Source organism: Streptosporangium sp. G12 (assembly GCF_052983175.1).
The window spans coordinates 106234-124646 of the sequence record NZ_JBRIQO010000013.1 but is presented as its reverse complement, the minus strand read 5'-3'; the positions used below and the strand labels follow the sequence as shown (position 1 = coordinate 124646).

Below are 18413 nucleotides of genomic sequence, written 5' to 3'. Positions count from 1 at the left end.
ATGTGGACGAGAATCGCCTCGCAGAGTCGCTCGCGGGATCGCTCCCGGCGCCGCTTCCGGCGCCGCCCGTGGGATCGGCCGCAGGGGCGCCCGGGGCCCCCGGTCGTCGGTTCTCGTCCCGGAGCCGACGTCCGAACGGGAGCGCCGCTGTGCTGAAGATCCTCCTCGCCGAGGATGTGCCCATGGTGCGCGGGGCGCTGGCCGCCCTGCTGGACATCGAGTCCGACCTGACGGTGGTGGCACAGGTCGGCAGCGGGGACAGGATCGTGCCCGTCGCGCTCGAGACGCGTCCCGACGTCGCGATCATCGACGTCGACCTGCCCGTGCTCGACGGTCTTTCCGCGGCGGAGGAGCTGCACGCGAAGCTGCCCACGTGCCGGACGCTGATCCTGACGGGCCTGGGACGGCCCGGCACGCTTCGCCGCGCCCTCTCGGTGTCGGTGTCCGGCTTCCTCCTCAAGGACACGCCCTCGGAACGCCTCGCCCAGGCGGTCCGCGAGGTGGCCGCGGGGCGTCGCATCGTCGACCCGCAGCTCGCGCTGACCGCGTGGGACGTCGGGGAGAACCCGCTGTCCGGACGTGAGGTCCAGGTCCTGAGGCTGGCCGCGGGCGGCGCCGAGCCGCCGGAGATCGCGGCCGTCATGCACGTCTCCGTCGGGACCGTGCGCAACTACCTCACGAAGATAGTCACCAAGCTGAACGCCAGGAACCGGGTGGACGCCATCCGCATCGCCACCGAGGCCGGCTGGATCTGACCGGGCGGGACCTCGCGTCCTCCCCGTCCTCCCTGTCCTTCCTGTCCTTCCCGGCCTCCTCGGCCTCCTCGGCCTCCTCGGCCTCCTCGGCCTCCCGATCCTTTCGGGTCCGTCGTTCCGTTCTCGCCGTTCCGTCTTCGCATCCTGAGAAGGATGTCTTATCGCGGGCCCATTGTCCTGATTTTGTTACCGGCATAGCGTAATTGCTGGTAACAAAAGCGTCGGCCGCTGTTCGTCACGTACTTCCCCCGGCCGGGAAAGGATGCCCGCAGATGAGTTCCAACAGGTGGCTGCACTACTTCGAGACGCGGATCCCCCTCTCCGAGGAGCCGCCGCGGATCGCGGCCAGGCTCGCCGGCTCCGGCCTGCACGCGGCGTACGTCGTGTACGAGAGCGGAGGGAAGTGGTCCTACGCGGGGGGAGCCCGGGCCGAGGTCACGCTGGACCGCAACGGCGCCCGGCTGGTCCAGGAGGACGAGCCCGACGTCGTCCTGCCCTGGAGCGACCGGCCCCTGCGCCAGGTGGCCCGGCTGCTCGACACCGTGAAGGTCCCCGCCTGGCGCGCGTACGGCTGGGCGACCTTCGAGCTCTCCTACGCCAAGGAGGGGAAGCTGGACCACGTCGGTGACGGCCGGCTGCTGCACCTCGTGGTACCGAAGGCCGAGGTCCGCATCGAGGACGGCCACGCCCACCTCCGCGCCGCCGACCAGGAGACGCTGACCGCGCTGCTGGAGACGATCTCCAGCCCCGCGGAGACCCCCGACGGAGCGCCGAAGCCGTTGGACGTGCGCGAACTCGGCGAGGACGCGTACCGCCTCGCGGTGAAGCTCGCGGTCGAGGAGATCAACCAGGGCGACCTGAACAAGGTCATCCTGTCGCGGGTCGTCGACGTCGACGAGGACATCGACCTGATCGCCACCTACCTGGCCGGGCGCCGGGGCAACAACCCCGCGCGGTCGTTCCTGCTCAACCTCGGTGGCGTGGAGACGGCCGGGTTCAGCCCGGAGATCGTGGTCAAGGTGTCCGCGGACGGCCACGTGGTCAGCCAGCCGCTGGCCGGGACCAGGGCGCTCACCTCTGACCTGCTCGAGAACGAGAGCCTGCGCGCCGACCTCCTGGCCTCCGCCAAGGAGATCTACGAGCACGCGATCTCGGTGAAGGTCGGCACCGACGAGCTCGTCGACGTCTGCGTGCCCGGATCGGTCGAGGTGCCGGAGTTCATGGCGATCCGTGAGCGCGGCAGCGTCCAGCACCTGGCCTCCCAGGTGTCCGGCAGGCTCGCTCCCGGCTTCAGGGCGTGGGACGCCTTCGGCGCGGTCTTCCCCGCCGTGACCGCGTCCGGCGTGCCGAAGGAGGCCGCTTACACCTCGATCCGCAGGCACGAGCCCGAGTCGCGCGGCCTGTACAGCGGGGCCGTGCTGACCGTCGACCACACCGGCGAGATGGACGCGGCACTCGTGCTGCGCAGCGCCTACCGCAAGGACGGCCGCACCTGGCTGCGCGCCGGGGCCGGCATCGTCGGGCAGTCCACTCCCGAGCGGGAGTTCGAGGAGACCTGCGAGAAGCTCGACAGCGTCGCGCGCTACCTGGTCCCCGCCGTCGAGGGGAGTGCGCGATGAGGGTCGACGACATCTACCTCGCCGGGGTGGGCGCCTACCTGCCCCCCGTGGTGACCACCGAGCACGCGGTCCGGGAGTCCTGGTACGACCGGGCCGACCGCGAGGCCTCCGGGATGGAGGCCGTGATGGTGGCCGGCGAGACGCCGGCCCCGGAGATGGCGGCCCGCGCGGCCCTGGTCGCGCTGCGCCGGTCGGGGCACGAGCCGGACGACTTCGGCGCGCTGCTGCACAGCGACAGCTACCACCAGGGGCCGGACGGCTGGTCGGCGCCGCACTACGTGCTGCGCAGGACGCTGAACCGGCCGATCACCGCGCTGGAGGTCAGGCAGGGCTGCCTCGGCATGATCGCGAGCCTTGAGATGGCCGCGCACCGGCTGATCGCCGACCGTGACAAGGACGCCGTGCTGCTGACCGCCGGGGACAACTTCTCCACCCCGCTGGTGGACCGGTGGCGGGCCTCCAGGATGTTCCTGCTCGCGGACGGCGGCGGCGCCGCGGTGGTCTCGCGGCGCGGCGGCTTCGCCCGGGTGCTGGCCTTCGGGACGGTCTCCAATCCCGGGATGGAGGAGCTGCACCGCGGCGGGGAGGTGCTCTTCCCGCCCGGCATCACCGTCGGCCGCTCGCTGAACTTCGAGGAGCGCAGCGACTACTGGCGACGGCAGTGGGCGGAGGGGAAGGCGCCCCCGATGGGGCACTTCGGCGAGTGCGTCGCCGAGGCGGCCGGGCGGACGCTGGCGGAGGCCGGGATCTCCATGGAGAAGGTCACCCGCGTCTGCCACACCGGCTTCGCGCGGGGCTCCCTGGAGGGCATGTTCCTCGACCCCCTGGAGATCGACGCGGACCGGGGCCTGTGGGACTTCACCCGGGGGGTCGGGCACGCCGGCGCCGCCGACCCGTTCATCGGCCTGGAGCACCTGTGGACGAGCGGGCAGGTCGCTCCCGGCGACCACGTGCTGCTCATCGGCAGCGCCCCCGGCATGGAGGCCGGCTGCGCGGTCGTGGAGATCGTCGCCCCGTACGAGCCCGGGAACCCCGAGCTCCAGAACCACGAGCCCGAGAATCACGAGCCCCTGCGGCACGACCCCCAGAACGAGAACCACGAGCCCGGGAACCGCGAGCCGGAGAACGGAGGCCGGTAGATGCTTGACGGATGCACGCCATGGCCCGAGGAGTTCGCCGCCCGTTACCGGCGCGAGGGACTCTGGCGCGGGGAACGCCTCGGCGACCTCCCGCGGACCTGGGCCCGCGCGTTCGGAGACGGTACGGCACTGGTCGGCGGAAGGCTGCGACTGTCCTACCGGGACCTGGAGAACCGGGTCGACCGGATGGCGGCGGGTTTCCACCGGCTCGGGATCGAGCCCGGTGACCGGATCGTCCTGCAGCTGCCCAACGTCCCCGAGTTCGTCATCGTGGCCTTCGCGCTCTTCAGGGTGGGCGCCAAGCCGGTGTTCTCCCTGGCGTCGCACCGGGCCAACGAGATCGGGCACCTGTGCGAGCTGTCCGGCGCGTCCGGATACGTCGTCCCCGGCGTCCACCGCGGGTTCGACCACACCGCGCTCGCCCTGCGGATGGCCGGCGAGGTGCCGAGCCTGCGCCGGATCTTCGTCCTGGACGGGGAGACCGGCGAGGAGGGCGAGAGGAGCGGCGACGAGACCGCCGCGGCCGCCGCGGTGATCCCGCTCTCGCGGGTGGACGCCGACCCGGTCCCGCTCCCCGGGAGCGACCCGTCGGACGTGGCGTTCTTCCTGCTCTCCGGCGGGACCACCGCGCTGCCCAAGCTGATCCCGCGCACGCACGACGACTACGCGTACCAGACCAGGGCGGTGGCCGAGCTCTGCGAGCTCGGCGCGGACGACGTCTACCTGGCCGCGCTGCCGGTGGAGTTCAACTTCACCTGGGGCTGCCCGGGGGTCGTCGGCACGCTCGGCTCCGGCGGCACGGTCGTGCTCGCCGAGAGCCCGGTCGCGGAGGACTGCTTCCGCGCGATCGAGCGGGAGAAGGTCACCATCACCTCGGTCGTCCCCACCGTGGCGCAGCTCTGGCTGGAGGAGGTGGCGTGGGCCGAGGCGGACCTGTCCAGCCTGCGCGTGCTGCAGATCGGCGGGGCCAGACTCCAGCCTGAGCTGGCCGCGCGGATCGAGCCCGAGCTGGGCTGCCGCCTCCAGCAGGTGTTCGGCATGGCCGAGGGAATGCTCTCCATGTCCAGGAAGGGCGACGACCCCGGGTCCGTCGTGAACACCCAGGGGCGGCCGATCTCACCGGCCGACGAGGTGCGGATCGTCGACGAGCGGGACGCCGAGGTGCCCCCGGGGGCCACCGGCGAGCTGCTCACCCGTGGCCCGTACACCCTGCGCGGCTACTACCGCGCCGAGGAGCACAACCGGCGGGCCTTCACCGAGGACGGCTTCTACCGCACCGGTGACCTGGCCCGGCTGACCGCCGAGGGGAACCTGGTCATCGAGGGACGGCTGAAGGACGTGGTGATCCGCGGCGGAGACAAGATCGCGGCCGGAGAGGTGGAGGGCCACCTGCTCACCCACCCGTCGGTCGCCAGGGCGGCGGTCGTCCCGGTCCCCGACGAGTTCCTCGGCGAGCGGATCTACGCGTTCGTCGTCCACCGGGGCGAGCGGGGCGAGAGACCGGCGCCGGCCGAGCTGAAGCGGGCGCTGCACGAGCGCGGGCTGGCCGAGTTCAAGCTGCCGGACCGCGTGGAGTTCGTCGACGACTTCCCGCTGACCCCGCTCGGCAAGATCGACAAGAAGGTGCTCGCCGCCGCGGCGAAGGACCCGGCACTGTCCCGCCGGTGGGCGCCCGCGGAACCCACCCCCGACCACCAGGAAAGGTGAACCGGACATGGAACGCGATATCTCAACACCGCCCACGGCCGACGACCTGCGGCAGACCGTCGCGACGATCGTCGGCACCGAGCCCGGCGAGATCACCGGCGACGCCAACCTCGTCTTCCTCGGGCTGGGATCCCTGGAGATGATGCGGCTCGTCACCCGATGGCGTCGCCAGGGCGTCGCCGTGGAGTTCGGCGAGCTCGCCGCCGAGCCGACCGTCGACGCGTGGCAGCGGCACCTGCGCGCGGCCTGGGAGGCCCGGCAGGTGAAATCGGGGGAGGCCGTCGGATGAGCGCGCTGCTGATCCGCGGCGGCTGCCTCTACCCGGCCGACGCCGGGGCGCGCGTCGTCCCCGACGGCGCCGTGCTCGTCGAGGGCGAGCGGATCGTCGCCGCCGGGACCACCGCGGAGGTCGAGGCCGCCATGGAGCCCCGGCGGCGCGAGGACCTGCGCACGATCGACGCCCGGGGGAAGATGATCCTGCCCGGCTTCGTCAACGCGCACTGGCACGACCTGTTCGCCATGCGGTTCCCCTTCAAGGGGGCGCTGCGGCCCGCCGCCGACCGCGACGACAAGCCCGCGTTCATGGCGCTGGGCGGCGACGTCCGGCAGATCTCGGTGGTCTTCGACTCCTTCCACGACCAGATCGACCGGCTCACCCCGGACGAGGCCGAGGCCATCGCCCGATACTCGATGTGGACCCAGCTGCGCTCCGGCGCGACCACCCTCGGGGACGTGGGCTCGTTCAACCGGCCCGAGGCGCTGGCCTCGGCCGCCCGCCACCTCGGCATGCGCTGTGTGGTCAGCACCTGGGCGAGCGACGCGGTGTGCGCCCCCGGCGAGTCGCGGTTCCGCAGGACCCGCGACGCCGACGTGGTGCTGCGGCGGATCGAGGACCTGCTGCGCGACTGCGCGGGGGACACGAGCGGGCTGGTACGGGCGCGGCCGACCTCGGTCTACGGGGTCAACATGACCGGCGAGCTCGGCACCGGTTTCGCCGAACTCGTCGCCAGGTACGACGTGCCGTTCGCGACACACGTCGGCGCGCTGCGCAACGAGGCCGAGGTGACGCGGAGCTACTACGGCACGACCCCGGTGCGCAGGTTCGCCGAGCTCGGCCTGCTCTCCGACCGGTTCATGGCGGTGCACTGCGCGTTCGCCGACGACGAGGAACGCGAGATGCTCGTCGCGGCGAACGCGCACATCAGCCACTCGCCGGCGAAGTACGGCCCGGCGGGGGAGTCCTCGCTGACCGAGACCCGGGCGATGCCGGAGTTCCGGCGCGCCGGGCTGGACGTCTCGCTGTCCACCGACGGCGCCGCGCTGCCGGTCGGCGGCATGGCCGAGGCCATGCGGGTCACCTGGCAGATCTACAACGAGATGTACGCCGACCCGACCGAGGTGCTGCCGACCGACGCGCTGGCGATGGCCACCCGGCTCCCGGCCAGGGGGCTGGACTGGGCGGGAGAGATCGGCAGCATCGAGGCGGGCAAGCAGGCGGACCTGCTGCTGGTCCCCGCCGACGACTGGCGCTACCTGCTCAACCCGCGCCCCCTGGAGAGCTTCCTCGCGCTCGGCGGCTCGACGGACGTGGACACCGTGATCGTCGCGGGCCGGACGCTGGTGGAGGGCGGCAAGGCCACCGGTCTCGACGAGGACGAGCTCGAAGCCGACTACATCGAGGCACTCGGCGCCTTCTCTGTGCGCTGCCTCGGTGTCGACCCCGATCTGGTCGCCACGCTGACCCGTGCGGCACGCCGATGAGGAGGTATCACCGATGCATGACAGGACGGCCCTGGTCACCGGGGCGGCAGGCGGTATCGGCGAGGCGGTGGTGCGGGCGCTGGCCGCCGAGGGCGTCGCCGTCGCGGCGGTGGACGCGAACGCCGAGGCACTGAACCCGCTCGTCAAGGAACTCGCCGAGGCCGGGCACCGCGTCCGGGGTTTCGTCGTGGACGTGACCTCCAGCGCCGAGGTGGACATCGTGGTCGAGCGGGCGGAACGCGAGCTGGGGCCGATCGGCTACCTGGTCAACGCCGCCGGGGTGCTGCGCGTCGGCGCGGGAGCCGCGCTCACCGACGACGACTGGGACACCACGTTCGCGGTCAACGCGACCGGCGTGTTCCACGTCAGCAGGGCGGTGGCCAACCGGATGATCCCCCGGAGGGCCGGGGCGATCGTCACGCTGGCCTCCAACGCGGCCAGGACGCCGCGCTGGAACATGGCCGCCTACGCGGCGTCCAAGGCCGCGGCGAGCAGCTTCACCAAGTGCCTGGGGCTGGAGCTCGCCCAGCACGGCATCCGGTGCAACGTGGTCGCCCCCGGCTCCACCGACACGCCGATGCTGACCTCGCTGTGGGCCGGAGACGACGCGCCGCGGGTCTCCATCGAGGGCGCGCCGGAGACCTTCAGGGTCGGCATCCCGATGGGGCGGCTGGCGCGGCCCGCCGACGTCGCCGACGCGGTGCTGTTCCTGCTCTCCGACCGTGCCGCGCACATCACCCTGCAGGACCTCACGGTCGACGGCGGCGCCGCCCTCGGCAACTGAGCACGACCCCGCCCGGCCGGGAGCCCGGCCGGCCCCGGAGCCCGGAACCCCACGAAGAGACGTCACGAAGAGACTTGACGAAGAGCGGAGGCACGCCATGGCGATCCCGGCGATCGAGTCCTATCCCATGCCGACCGAGGACGAGCTGCCGGAGAACATCGCGCGCTGGACCATCGATCCCGATCGCGCGGTGCTGCTCGTCCACGACATGCAGAACTACTTCCTGAGCCCGTTCCCGCGCGGGCAGGCCCCCACGACCGACCTGGTGGAGAACGTCGCGACGCTGCGGGCGCGCTTCGCCACGCTCGGCGCGCCGGTCGTCTACACCGCCCAGCCCGGCGGGATGACCGACGAGCAGCGCGGCCTGCTCAAGGACTTCTGGGGCGCGGGGATGAGCTCCGCCCCGGAACACCGGATGATCATCGATCGGCTGGCCCCGTTCGGCCCCGACGTCGTGTTCACCAAGTGGCGGCCCAGCGCGTTCTGCCGTACCGGCCTGCTCGACCTGTTGCGCGAGAGGGGCCGCGACCAGCTGGTGATCTGCGGTGTGTACGCCCACGTCGGAATCCTGATGACCGCCCACGAGGGGTTCTCCCAGGACATCCAGACGTTCGTGGTGGCGGACGCGGTGGCCGACTTCTCGCGGGAGTACCATCGGCAGGCGCTGGACTACGCGGCGTCGAGGTGCTCGGTGACGCTGTCCACCCGGTCCGCGCTGGCGATGCTGAACGGGGCTGCCGCCGACGGGGCCGCGCCGGACGCGACGGTCCTGGACGAGGCGGCGCTGGAAGGAGCGGGACGATGACCGCGGCGACGACCGCGGCGACGACCGAGGCGGCCGGGACGCTCCTGCTCGACCGGATCCTCGGCCCGCAGGCGCCCCCGTTCGCCCTGCTGCACCGTCCGGGCTCGACCGGGGCGGACCGGCTCGACCTGCTCATCGGGGAGACCACCGAGGTCGGCCGCATCGCGGACATCCCGCTGCCGCCCGATGACGACGCCCGCCGAGGTGCCGGTGCCCGGCACGAGGTGCTCGCGATGTTGCCGTACCGCCAGATCGGCGAGCGCGGGTACGCGTTCCCCGACGACGAGGCCCCGCTGCTCGCGATGACCGTCGTCGACCAGGCCGTGCTGCCGATGGGCGAGGTCCTCGACCGGCTCCCCGACGGGCCGATCGAGCTGGGCGAGGGCGACTTCGACTCCGACGACGAGGAGTACGCGGCCACCGTGCGCCGGGTGCTCTCCGAGGAGATCGGCCGGGGAACGGGCGCGAACTTCGTCATCAAGCGGTCGTTCTCCGCCGACATCACCAACTGGTCGACCCGCACGGCGCTGGCGTTCTTCCGGCGGCTGCTCGGCAGGGACCCCGGCTGCCACTGGACCTTCGTGATCCACACCGGCGGGCGTACCTTCGTCGGCGCCTCGCCCGAGCGGCACATCAGCCTCGACGCGGGCACCGTGGTGATGAACCCGATCAGCGGCACCTACCGGTACCCGGCGGAGGGACCCGAGGTGCGCGGGGTGCTGGGCTTCCTGTCCGACAGCAAGGAGGCGAACGAGCTCTACATGGTGCTCGACGAGGAACTGAAGATGATGGGCCGGGTGTGCGACCTCGGTGGCCGCACGGTGGGCCCGTACCTCAAGCAGATGGCGCGCCTGGCGCACACCGAGTACCTGATCGAGGGGCGCAGCTCGCTGGACGTGCGGGACATCCTGCGGGAGACCATGTTCGCGCCCACGGTCACCGGCGGCCCGCTGGAGAGCGCCTGCCGGGTGATCAGCCGCTACGAGCCGGAGGGCCGGGACTACTACGCGGGCATGGTCGCGCTGATCGGCCGGGACGAGGCGGGCGGCCGGGCGCTGGACTCCGCGATCGTCATCCGTACCGCCGACATCGACGCGGCGGGCCGGATGCGGATCGCCGTCGGCGCCACGCTGGTCCGCGACTCCGACCCGGCCTCCGAGGCGGAGGAGACCCGGACGAAGGCCGCGGGGCTGCTGGAGGCGCTGCGCCACGCGCCGGGAGGCGACGTCGGCGCCCCCGCCCCGGTGGCGGACATGGGCACCCACCCGCGAATACGGCGGGCACTGATCGAGCGGAACGCGCCGCTCGCCGGCTTCTGGTTCGAGGGCCCGGACAACCGCAGGCACCTCGTGCCCAGGCTGGTCGGCCGCAGGGTGCTGGTGATCGACGCCGAGGACACCTTCACCGCGATGGCCAGACATCAGCTCGCCGCGCTGGGGTGCGAGGTCAGCGTGCGCCGGTTCGACGAGGACTACCGGCTGGAGGAGCACGACCTGGTCATCGTCGGCCCGGGTCCGGGAGACCCGAGGGACCACGACGATTTCAAGATCGACCATCTCCGGGACGCGACGCGGCGCCTGCTGGAGCTGGGCATCCCCTTCCTGTCGGTCTGTCTCGGCCACCAGGTGCTCAGCACGCTGCTCGGGCTGGAGATCGGCCGCAACCCGTTCCCCAACCAGGGCGTGCAGCGGAAGATCGATTTCCTGGGGCGGACGGAGCTGGTGGGCTTCTACAACACCTTCACCGCCCGCAGCTCCGCCGACCGGTTCCCCTGCCGGGAGCGCGAGGGCACGGTCGAGGTGTTCAGGGAGGCGTCGAGCGGCGAGGTCCACGCGCTGCGCGGGCCCGGCTTCGTCTCGGTGCAGTTCCACCCCGCGTCGGTGCTGACCCGCAACGGCGTGGAGATCCTCGGCGAGGTCCTCGGCGACCTGCTGGCGCACGCCGAGCGTGCCGTCCCGTCCGGGGCCGGGCCCTCCCGGTGAGACGCGCGCTCAGGGGCGGGGGAGGGCCTCGATGGTCTCCATGTGGATCTCGCCCCAGTCGCCGAGCGGGATGAGCGCGGTGTTGAGCGAGTGGCCGAACTCGGTCAGCGAGTACTCCACCTTCGGCGGAACCTGGTGATAGACCTCGCGGTGCACCAGGCCGTACGACTCCATCTCCCGGAGCTGCTGGATCAGCATCTTCTCGCTGATGCCCGACACGCTCCGGCTCAGCTCGCCGAACCGGAGGGCCCCGGAGTGGAGGGCCCACAGGATCAGCGCCTTCCACTTGCCGCCCACGACGTCGACGGCGGCGTCGAGCCCGCACGAGTAGGTCCGTTTCTTCATCCCGCTCTCCACACTTACGAAAAGGTTAGTACCTGACAAAATAGTAGGTACTTGAGGAAATTTCAGCGGCACGCCAGCATCGAAACGTCCCAGCCGGGGTCACGAGGGGATCCGGGACTGGGACCTTCTTGTGCCGACACCGCATGAAATAGGGGGATAAATGAATACCGACGATCGGGCGCCGGTGACAGTCATCGGTCTGGGGGCGATGGGCAGGGCGCTGGCCGGGGCCTTCCTGGACACCGGTCACCCCACGACCGTGTGGAACCGTACCGCGGGGAAGGGCGGAGAGCTCACCGGGCGGGGCGCGACCGAGGCGGCCACCGTCGCCGAGGCGGTCGCCGCGAGCCCGATCGTCGTGGTCTGCGTGCTGGACTACGACGCGGTCCGCGAGGTCCTCGGCGCGCCCGGCGTCCTCGACGTCCCCGAGGGCTCCGGCACCCCCGGCACCCCCGGCACCGTTGCCGGCCTCCTGGCGGGCCGGACCCTGGTGAACCTCACCAACGGCACGCCCCGCCAGGCGCGCGAGCTGGCCCGCTGGGCCTCCGAGCGGGGAGCGGACTACCTGGACGGCGGCATCATGGCGGTGCCCCCGATGATCGGGAGTCCCGGATCCCTCGTCCTCTGCAGCGGGTCGCCGGAGACGTTCGCCGCTCACGAGCGGACCCTGTCGGCGCTGGGCACCGTCTCCCACCTGGGTGAGGACGCGGGCCGGGCGGCCCTGTACGACATCGCGCTGCTCAGCGCGATGTACGGGATGTTCGGCGGCTTCTTCCAGGCCGTCGCCATGGTCGGTTCCGAGAAGGTCCCGGCGACGGAGTTCACGCCGCTGGTGGTCTCGTGGCTCAACGCCATGATCACAAGCCTTCCCGAGATGGCGAAGGCGTACGACGCGAACGACCACTCCGCCACCGCCTCGAACCTGGGGATGCAGGCGGAGGCCTTCGTCAACCTGCTGGACGCCGGCAGGGACCAGGGCGTCAGCACCGAACTGCTGGAGCCCATGGGGACGCTGCTCCACCGGGGGGTCGCCGCGAACCGGGGCGACGACGACCTCTCGGCCCTGATCGGCCTGCTTCGCACGGACTCCGCGAGGGGCGCGAACGCCGGATCGCACGACATCGGATCGGAGTAGGACATGACCCACGACCACCCCACCCCGGTGACGGTTCTCGGCCTGGGGCCGATGGGCCGGGCGCTGGCCGGGGCGTTCCTCGCGAACGGCCATCCCACGACCGTGTGGAACCGCACGGCGGCCAGGGCCGAGGATCTCGTCGCCCGGGGAGCGATCCGCGCGGACACGGTGGCCGACGCGGTCGCGGCGAGCCCGCTGACGATCGCCTGCGTGATCGACTACGACGCCGTGCGGGCGATCGTCGATCCGGCCGCCGACGCGCTGAAGGGCCGCACCCTGGTCAACCTCACCGCCGACACGCCGGAACGCGCCCGCCTGATGGCCGCGTGGGCCGCCGAGCTCGGCGTCGACTATCTCGACGGGGCCATCATGACCCCGACGCCGACCATCGGGGGACCGGCGGCCCTCTGACCGGATGCCGTCACCCCCGGTGCCGGCTCGCCAGGGCCTCGGCGAGCCGGGTGCGGGGCGGCCGGCGCCGGCACCGGTCCGCGTCGGCCACTGCCCGGTCGTGGCGTCGTCCGCCACCTCCTCGGGCCGTCGTTTTCGTACAAGACGGCCGCGATGGCGCTTCCTAGCATGGGCGCGGGCATTCCGCCGCCGGTGCGTCGGCGCGGCACTGCCATCCGCTTGTCGATCTACCTGGTGGCCCCGTCACCCGGCAATGAGGAGAACAGCACATGCGTGATCTGGTCTATACCGCGTTCGTCTCGCTCGACGGCGTCGTGGACTCCCCTGGCGCGCCGAGCGAGGGGCACCGCGGCGGTGGCTGGGTGGCCGACGTCGAGTTCCTGCCCGAGGCGTTCTCACTCAAGGGCGAGGAGCTCGAGGACACGACGGCGCTGATGTTCGGCCGCCACAGCTACGAGCTGTTCGCGCCGGTCTGGCCCGACTCGGAGGACCACGCCGCCTACAAGGAACTGCCCAAGTACGTGGTCTCGTCCACGCTGCCCGACGACGCCCTCGTCGAGGGATGGGGCCCGATAACGATCCTGCGCTCGACCGAGGACGTCGCCGAGCTCAAGAAGAGCGAGGGGGGCGCGATCTTCATCCACGGGAGCGCGGAGCTCGCCCGGCGCCTGTCGGACGCGGGTCTGATCGACCGGTACAACCTGCTCGTCTTCCCGGTGCTGCTCGGAGCCGGGAAGAGCCTGTTCGGCAGGGCGGACAGGGACAAGCAGGCACTGAGCCTCCGGGCGTCCGAGGTTTACTCGAACGGTGTCGTCAAGATGATCTACGACGTCGTCGGCTGATCCAGATCCAGGGCGATCGCACCGCCGGTGCCCTCACGGAGTTGTCGCGCCGTACGCCCGACGTACCGGCGCAGCGCACGAGCCAGGTGCGGCTCGTCGAAGTAGTCGAGCTTGGAGACGACATCGGCGACCGGGGTGCCGGCGGCCAGCAGCGCCGAAGCGTTGCGGACGCGTTCGATCTGCCGTACGGCGCCCCGGGTGATCCCGGTCGCCGCGCGGAACCGGCGTTCGACGGTGCGTTCCGAGACCACTGGACGGTGGCCTCGGCGGACCTCGGCGACGAGCGGGTCACGCACCACGGCCTCGGCGCGCACAAGGCGGTCGACCAGGGCCTCGGCGTCGTCGGGGCCGGGCGTCTCCCAACGGAGACCGTCCAGCGGGAAGGTCCTGTGCGTGGCGTCGGGGAGTTCGACGCCACTGTCGACCAGGGTCGGCGTGGGCACGGCCCGGAGCCAGGTGCCCACCGCGAACTCGATGCCGACGAAGGTCGCGCCCTCCGGCACCGGCGCGGTGCCGGTCCTGGTCTCAGGGCCGGAGATGTTCGCGTGCGCCGTGCCCTCAAGCTCCCAGAACACCAGACCCCAGCACGCCGTCGCCACCGAGGTCATCTCCGCGACCCGCTCGCTCGCACAGGTCCACACGGTGTCGACCCAGGGTGAGTCGGACGCGCGAGTCTCGAACCGCAGTGCCACGGGAGAAGGATAGGCGCAGTTCGTCGTACGCCCGACCGGGCCGCCGTCGTGCCGGCCGCCGCCCGCCTCACCGCGAACCCGTACCGGCCGGAAGCCGGCTGCCGTGACGGTCGTCCCGGAGGCCGGCGAGCCGGACGACGCCCCCGGGTCGCCGGCGGGTTCCTGACCGGCGCGCCGGATCTCCGTCCGGGGCGTGGGTGGCGCTCACGGAAGTGCCGTTTCGGAACGTCCGCCTCGACGTGCATCGTTCCGCCTGACACGTAAATATATTGCGCAAGATGAGATATCTCTTGCAAAATCACGTCATGAAGATCCCGTGATTTATAGGCAACATGACTGATCGTGCTGGGGAGCCGAGGTGTCCATGGCGGGCGATGACAGTGCGGCACCGCTGATCCAGGCGGAGGGGCTGAGGAAGACGTACCCGCCCAGGGACCGGCGAGGCACCGGGTTCCAGGCCGTGGCCGGGATCGACTTCCACGTCGACCGGGGGGAGGCCTTCGGGTTCCTCGGCCCGAACGGGGCGGGCAAGTCCTCGACGATGCGCATGCTCGGCTGCGTCTCCCCGGCCACCGCGGGAACCCTGCGCATCCTCGGCATGGACCCCGCGCGCGACGGCCGGAGGATCCGGGCGCGCCTGGGCGTGGTCCCGCAGGACGACGTGCTGGACCCCGACCTCACCGTGCGCGAGAACCTGACGATGTACGGCCTCTACTTCGGGCTGTCCCGCCGCGTGATCAGGGAGCGCGCGGAGCGCCTGCTGGAGTTCGCGCAGCTGGAGGAGAAGGCGGGCGAGAGCCTGGGGGCGCTGTCCGGCGGCATGCGGCGTCGGCTGACGATCGCCCGCTCCCTGATCAACGAGCCGGACATCCTCCTGCTCGACGAGCCGACCACCGGTCTCGACCCGCAGGCGCGGCACGTGCTGTGGGACCGGCTGTTCAGGCTGAAGCAGCAGGGGGTGACGCTGCTGCTCACCACCCACTACATGGACGAGGCCGAGCAGCTGTGCGACCGCCTGGTGGTGATGGACAAGGGGCTCATCGCGGACGAGGGATCACCCCGGGAGCTCATCCGCCGGCACTCGACGCGCGAGGTCCTGGAGCTGAGGTTCCGGATCGACGAGCACGAGCAGGCCGCGGAGAAGCTCCAGGACCTGGTCAGCCCCGGCGAGGGGGAGCGGGTGGAGGTCCTGCCGGACCGGGTGCTGGTCTACACGCACGACGGCGAGGCGGCGCTGGCCGCGGTCACCGCCGCGCGGATGACCCCGATCACCGCCCTCGTCCGGAGATCGACGCTGGAGGACGTGTTCCTGCGCCTGTCCGGCCGGACCCTGACGGACTGAGGCGGACGACATGTCCACGTTCCTGACCCTGACGGACCGAGGCGGACGACGCATGCCCATGTTCCTTCGCGAGTTCTCCTCGTGGATGCTCCGCTACCGCCGCTCCTGGAAGGGCACCATCGTCATCAGCGTGGCGAACCCGCTGCTCTTCCTGGTGGCCATCGGCGCCGGGCTCGGACAGCTGGTGGACCCCGCGTCGCTGGGCGGCCTGAACTACCTGGAGTTCTTCGCCCCCGGGATGCTGGCCGCCGCGGCGATGCAGAACGCCTACGTCGAGGCGGCGTTCGTGGTCCACAGCTCCCTGAGACAGGGCAAGGGCTACCTGGTGGCCGCCGCGACCCCGCTGGAACCCCGCGACATCATGGCCGGGCACCTGCTGTTCATGGCGTTCAGGATCGGGACGAGCGCGCTGGCGTTCGCCGTGGTGATGGCGGCCTTCGGCGCCACCCGCTCCCCGTGGGCCGTCCTCACCGTGCCCGCCGCCCTGCTGACCGGCATGGCCTTCGCGGCCCCGCTGGCGGCGTGGACGGTGACCGTCGAGACGTTCAACACCCTCAACACGGTGTTCCGGTTCGTGCTGATGCCGATGTACCTGTTCTCCGGGACCTTCTTCGCCGTCGAGACGCTCCCCGACTGGCTGCGCCCGCTGGCGTACGTCCTGCCGCTGTGGCACGGCGTCGACCTGTGCCGAACCCTGAGCCTGGGCACCGCCACCCCCCTCACCTCCGCGATCCACGTCGGCTACCTGGCCGCGCTCACCGCCGGGGGCGTCGCGGTGGCCCTGACCACGTACCGGCGACACATCCACGTCTGAGGGGCCGACATGCCGCAGAACCCGGAGAACCGGGTGCCGCCCGCCGTCCCCCGCTGGGGCGGCGCGCACTTCCTGGTGTTCCGAAACCTCCGGGTGCACACCGGAGGCAACCCGTGGACCATGGCGATGTACTCGATCTTCGAGCCCGTCCTGTACCTGCTCGCCATCGGCGTCGGCATCGGGCGGCTCGTCGGGGACGTCGACGGGGTGAACGTCACCTACGCCGCGTTCGTCGCGCCCGGCCTGCTCGCCACGGCGGTGATGAACAGCGCCCTGTACGAGACGATGGAGGGCGCCTTCGTCAAGTTCACCCACGAGCGGCACTACCGGGCGATCCTGTCCACCCCCGTGTCCCTCACCGGGATCGTCGCCGGCGAGGTGGCGTGGGCGGTGCTGCGCGGCTTCGTCACCGCGATCGGATTCCTCCTCGTGATAACCGTGTTCGGGCTGGTCCCCTGGCCGGACGCCCTGGTCGCGGCGGCCGGGACGCTGCTCGTCGCCTTCGCCTTCGGGAGCGCGGGACTGGCCGTGACGACGCGCATCAGGGCGTGGAACGACTTCCAGTACGTGCAGCTGGTGCTGCTGCCGATGTTCCTCTTCGCGACAACGTTCTACCCGGTCACCGTCTACCCCCGGGTGATACAGGTCATCGTGGAGCTGCTGCCCCTCTACCACGCCGTCCAGCTGCTGCGCGGCTGCGCCCTCGGCCGGATCGACTCCGGCCTGATCGTGAGCGTGCTCTATCTCCTGGTCATGGGAGCGCTGGGGCTCGTCGTGGCCAGGAGACAGTGGGCACGCGTCATGCTCCACTGAAAGGTGTTCTCACCAACGGCGCCTTCACCACAGGGCGATGGAACGGCTCAGGATCCCGGCCGCGTCGTCCTCGCCGACCGGGCGCGGGGCGGTGGCGAGCAGCCGCTGCTGCCTCATCGCCCCCTCCGCGAGCGCGGGGACGTCCGCCTCGGTGTACCCGACGCCGCCGATGCCGTTGGGCATCCCGACGTCGCGCATCAGCCTCGCCAGCACGCCGGGCAGGAACTCCGCGAGGTCGCCGGGCCTGGCGGCGGACGGGTCGAGCAGCTCGGCCGCCCGCACGTGCCGTTCCGGCCGCGCCTCGAAGGTGAACCTGAACGCCTCGGGGGCGGTCAGTGCGACGGCCATCCCGTGCGGCACCATCGGCTCGTCCCCCGGGTAGCCCTCGGGGCGGAAGTCCCGCACGCGCCCGGCGATCGGGTAGGCGTTGGCGTGCGGGATATGCACGCCCGCGTTGCCGAACCCCAGCCCGGCGAACGTCGCCGCCAGCGCCATCCGCGCCCTCGCCTCCTTGTCGTCCCCGTCGCGTACGGCGGCGCGGAAGGACAGCGCGAGCAGCTGCAGCGCCCGCTCGGACCACATGTCGGCCACCGGGTTCGACCCGCAGTACGGGACGCGCTCCTCGGGACGCTTGCGCTCGTAGGAGGTGTACGGGCGGGCGGTGTAGCTCTCCAGGGCGTGGCAGAGGATGTCCATCCCGGAGGCGGCGGTGACCTCCGGGGGCTGGGACAGCGTCAGGTCCGGGTCGACGACCGCCAGGACCGGGCGGAGCCGGGCGTGGCTGATCCCGGTCTTGACCTTCAGATCGAGCACGTCGAGCACGCAGATCGTGGTGCTCTCCGACCCGGTGCCCGTCGTCGTGGGCACCGCGACCAGCGGCTTGAGCGGCCGTGACGGCGCCAGGCCACCTCCCACGGGCGCGTTGACGTAGTCCATCAGCCCGCCCGGGTTGGTGGTGAGCAGGTTGACCGCCTTGGCGGTGTCGATGCTCGACCCGCCCCCGACGGCGACGAAGGCGTCCCACGGGCCGGAGGCGCGGGCGTGCTCGACGGCCGCGAGCAGGCTCTCGTCCGTCGGCTCGACGCGCACGCCGTCGTACACGCCCGCCTCCATGCCGAAGCCCGCGAGCTGCTCGGCGATCCGCCGCGGCGCGCCGGTCGCGGCCACCCCCGGGTCGGTGACGACGAGGACGCGGCGCGCGCCGTACTGCCCGAGATCGAAGCCGATCTCGGCGGAGGCGCCCGGCCCGAACTTCAGGGCGGGGGCGCCGTAGGTGAAGACGGACTCGGGGTTGCTCGGAGTACTGAACACGTCCGGCTCCTCTCTCGCGATTCTGACCCGTGCCATCGGACGGGGGCATCCGCGTCAGCGAGCATACCCATCGGTATGTCGCTCCGGCCCACCCGCCGGTCTTGGGGCTGGAGCCTTTCGAGGGCGACTGGAGCCTTTCGAGGGCAAGAAGCCTGC

At 71.7% G+C, this 18413-nt stretch carries 18 protein-coding genes; 15 read left to right on the top strand and 3 right to left on the bottom strand.

Annotation, left to right across the window (positions count from 1 at the left end; genetic code table 11):
• The first annotated feature begins 149 nt into the window (after positions 1 to 149).
• From ACVCAG_RS20885 to ACVCAG_RS20845, 9 genes are all read left to right on the top strand, one after another.
• On the top strand, positions 150 to 755 hold the full coding sequence (locus ACVCAG_RS20885) for a response regulator (protein ID WP_440081500.1): 606 nt from the start codon (positions 150 to 152) through the stop codon (positions 753 to 755).
• A gap of 272 nt (positions 756 to 1027) precedes the next feature.
• A complete protein-coding gene (locus tag ACVCAG_RS20880) occupies positions 1028 to 2374 on the top strand; it encodes a salicylate synthase (RefSeq protein ID WP_447190124.1) in 1347 nt (448 codons plus the stop codon).
• Positions 2371 to 3513 (top strand): ketoacyl-ACP synthase III family protein, encoded by a 1143-nt coding sequence (locus tag ACVCAG_RS20875; RefSeq protein ID WP_447190123.1) that lies wholly within the window; start codon positions 2371 to 2373, stop codon positions 3511 to 3513. The genes ACVCAG_RS20880 and ACVCAG_RS20875 overlap by 4 nt, the downstream gene beginning before the upstream one ends.
• A complete protein-coding gene (locus ACVCAG_RS20870; RefSeq protein ID WP_447190122.1) occupies positions 3514 to 5220 on the top strand; it encodes a (2,3-dihydroxybenzoyl)adenylate synthase in 1707 nt (568 codons plus the stop codon).
• Positions 5221 to 5227: 7 nt separating this feature from the next.
• Entirely contained in the window at positions 5228 to 5509 is a 282-nt protein-coding gene (locus ACVCAG_RS20865; RefSeq protein WP_440081496.1) for a phosphopantetheine-binding protein, read from the top strand.
• Complete coding sequence (locus ACVCAG_RS20860; RefSeq protein WP_440081494.1) at positions 5506 to 6981, top strand: amidohydrolase family protein; 1476 nt, start codon at positions 5506 to 5508, stop codon at positions 6979 to 6981. Before ACVCAG_RS20865 ends, ACVCAG_RS20860 begins: the two co-directional genes overlap by 4 nt.
• Positions 6982 to 6994: 13 nt before the next feature.
• Positions 6995 to 7765, top strand: coding sequence for a 2,3-dihydro-2,3-dihydroxybenzoate dehydrogenase (locus ACVCAG_RS20855; RefSeq protein ID WP_440081492.1), 771 nt, complete (start codon positions 6995 to 6997; stop codon positions 7763 to 7765).
• A 97-nt stretch (positions 7766 to 7862) separates the two neighbouring features.
• On the top strand, positions 7863 to 8570 hold the full coding sequence (locus tag ACVCAG_RS20850; protein WP_440081490.1) for an isochorismatase family protein: 708 nt from the start codon (positions 7863 to 7865) through the stop codon (positions 8568 to 8570).
• The gene (locus ACVCAG_RS20845) at positions 8567 to 10552 is read left to right on the top strand and encodes an anthranilate synthase family protein (RefSeq protein WP_447190121.1); all 1986 of its coding nucleotides are present in this window, start codon (positions 8567 to 8569) and stop codon (positions 10550 to 10552) included. Before ACVCAG_RS20850 ends, ACVCAG_RS20845 begins: the two co-directional genes overlap by 4 nt.
• 9 nt (positions 10553 to 10561) lie before the next feature.
• On the opposite strand, the gene ACVCAG_RS20840 is transcribed toward ACVCAG_RS20845, so the two are convergent.
• Entirely contained in the window at positions 10562 to 10897 is a 336-nt protein-coding gene (locus ACVCAG_RS20840; protein WP_440081487.1) for a winged helix-turn-helix transcriptional regulator, read from the bottom strand.
• Positions 10898 to 11081: 184 nt separating this feature from the next.
• Here ACVCAG_RS20840 and ACVCAG_RS20835 point away from each other — a divergent pair, with 184 nt between their 5' ends.
• The 3 genes from ACVCAG_RS20835 to ACVCAG_RS20825 all read left to right on the top strand — a co-directional run bounded on the left by ACVCAG_RS20835 (position 11082) and on the right by ACVCAG_RS20825 (position 13285).
• Positions 11082 to 12032, top strand: coding sequence for an NAD(P)-dependent oxidoreductase (locus tag ACVCAG_RS20835; RefSeq protein ID WP_447190120.1), 951 nt, complete (start codon positions 11082 to 11084; stop codon positions 12030 to 12032).
• Between the two features lie 3 nt (positions 12033 to 12035).
• The gene (locus ACVCAG_RS20830) at positions 12036 to 12443 is read left to right on the top strand and encodes an NAD(P)-binding domain-containing protein (protein WP_447190119.1); all 408 of its coding nucleotides are present in this window, start codon (positions 12036 to 12038) and stop codon (positions 12441 to 12443) included.
• A 269-nt stretch (positions 12444 to 12712) separates the two neighbouring features.
• Positions 12713 to 13285 (top strand): dihydrofolate reductase family protein, encoded by a 573-nt coding sequence (locus ACVCAG_RS20825; protein ID WP_440081482.1) that lies wholly within the window; start codon positions 12713 to 12715, stop codon positions 13283 to 13285.
• Here ACVCAG_RS20825 and ACVCAG_RS20820 read toward each other — a convergent pair.
• Positions 13267 to 13977 (bottom strand): helix-turn-helix domain-containing protein, encoded by a 711-nt coding sequence (locus tag ACVCAG_RS20820; protein ID WP_440081481.1) that lies wholly within the window; start codon positions 13975 to 13977, stop codon positions 13267 to 13269. The two genes, ACVCAG_RS20825 and ACVCAG_RS20820, sit on opposite strands and share 19 nt — an antisense overlap.
• A 364-nt stretch (positions 13978 to 14341) precedes the next feature.
• On the opposite strand from ACVCAG_RS20820, the gene ACVCAG_RS20815 reads away from it, so the two are divergent.
• Genes ACVCAG_RS20815 through ACVCAG_RS20805 form a run of 3 tightly spaced genes read left to right on the top strand, consistent with a single transcriptional unit; the run spans position 14342 to position 16946 of the window.
• Positions 14342 to 15319 carry an ABC transporter ATP-binding protein gene (locus ACVCAG_RS20815; protein ID WP_447190118.1) on the top strand — a complete coding sequence of 326 codons (978 nt, stop codon included), beginning with the start codon at positions 14342 to 14344 and terminating at the stop codon, positions 15317 to 15319.
• Between the two features lie 52 nt (positions 15320 to 15371).
• Complete coding sequence (locus tag ACVCAG_RS20810; protein WP_447190117.1) at positions 15372 to 16133, top strand: ABC transporter permease; 762 nt, start codon at positions 15372 to 15374, stop codon at positions 16131 to 16133.
• Between the two features lie 9 nt (positions 16134 to 16142).
• Entirely contained in the window at positions 16143 to 16946 is an 804-nt protein-coding gene (locus ACVCAG_RS20805) for an ABC transporter permease (protein ID WP_447190116.1), read from the top strand.
• A 24-nt stretch (positions 16947 to 16970) separates the two neighbouring features.
• Here ACVCAG_RS20805 and ACVCAG_RS20800 read toward each other — a convergent pair whose 3' ends face one another.
• Positions 16971 to 18257 carry a hydroxyacid-oxoacid transhydrogenase gene (locus ACVCAG_RS20800; protein ID WP_447190115.1) on the bottom strand — a complete coding sequence of 429 codons (1287 nt, stop codon included), beginning with the start codon at positions 18255 to 18257 and terminating at the stop codon, positions 16971 to 16973.
• Positions 18258 to 18413 lie beyond the last annotated feature (156 nt).

Coding starts and splice junctions, on each gene's coding strand:
- ACVCAG_RS20830 (WP_447190119.1), top strand. CDS start 12,036: ATGACCCACGACCACCCCACCCCGGTGACGGTTCTCGGCCTGGGGCCG.
- ACVCAG_RS20875 (WP_447190123.1), top strand. CDS start 2,371: ATGAGGGTCGACGACATCTACCTCGCCGGGGTGGGCGCCTACCTGCCC.
- ACVCAG_RS20810 (WP_447190117.1), top strand. CDS start 15,372: ATGCCCATGTTCCTTCGCGAGTTCTCCTCGTGGATGCTCCGCTACCGC.
- ACVCAG_RS20840 (WP_440081487.1), bottom strand. CDS start 10,897: ATGAAGAAACGGACCTACTCGTGCGGGCTCGACGCCGCCGTCGACGTC.
- ACVCAG_RS20860 (WP_440081494.1), top strand. CDS start 5,506: ATGAGCGCGCTGCTGATCCGCGGCGGCTGCCTCTACCCGGCCGACGCC.
- ACVCAG_RS20870 (WP_447190122.1), top strand. CDS start 3,514: ATGCTTGACGGATGCACGCCATGGCCCGAGGAGTTCGCCGCCCGTTAC.
- ACVCAG_RS20855 (WP_440081492.1), top strand. CDS start 6,995: ATGCATGACAGGACGGCCCTGGTCACCGGGGCGGCAGGCGGTATCGGC.
- ACVCAG_RS20805 (WP_447190116.1), top strand. CDS start 16,143: ATGCCGCAGAACCCGGAGAACCGGGTGCCGCCCGCCGTCCCCCGCTGG.
- ACVCAG_RS20880 (WP_447190124.1), top strand. CDS start 1,028: ATGAGTTCCAACAGGTGGCTGCACTACTTCGAGACGCGGATCCCCCTC.
- ACVCAG_RS20845 (WP_447190121.1), top strand. CDS start 8,567: ATGACCGCGGCGACGACCGCGGCGACGACCGAGGCGGCCGGGACGCTC.
- ACVCAG_RS20865 (WP_440081496.1), top strand. CDS start 5,228: ATGGAACGCGATATCTCAACACCGCCCACGGCCGACGACCTGCGGCAG.
- ACVCAG_RS20825 (WP_440081482.1), top strand. CDS start 12,713: ATGCGTGATCTGGTCTATACCGCGTTCGTCTCGCTCGACGGCGTCGTG.
- ACVCAG_RS20815 (WP_447190118.1), top strand. CDS start 14,342: ATGGCGGGCGATGACAGTGCGGCACCGCTGATCCAGGCGGAGGGGCTG.
- ACVCAG_RS20850 (WP_440081490.1), top strand. CDS start 7,863: ATGGCGATCCCGGCGATCGAGTCCTATCCCATGCCGACCGAGGACGAG.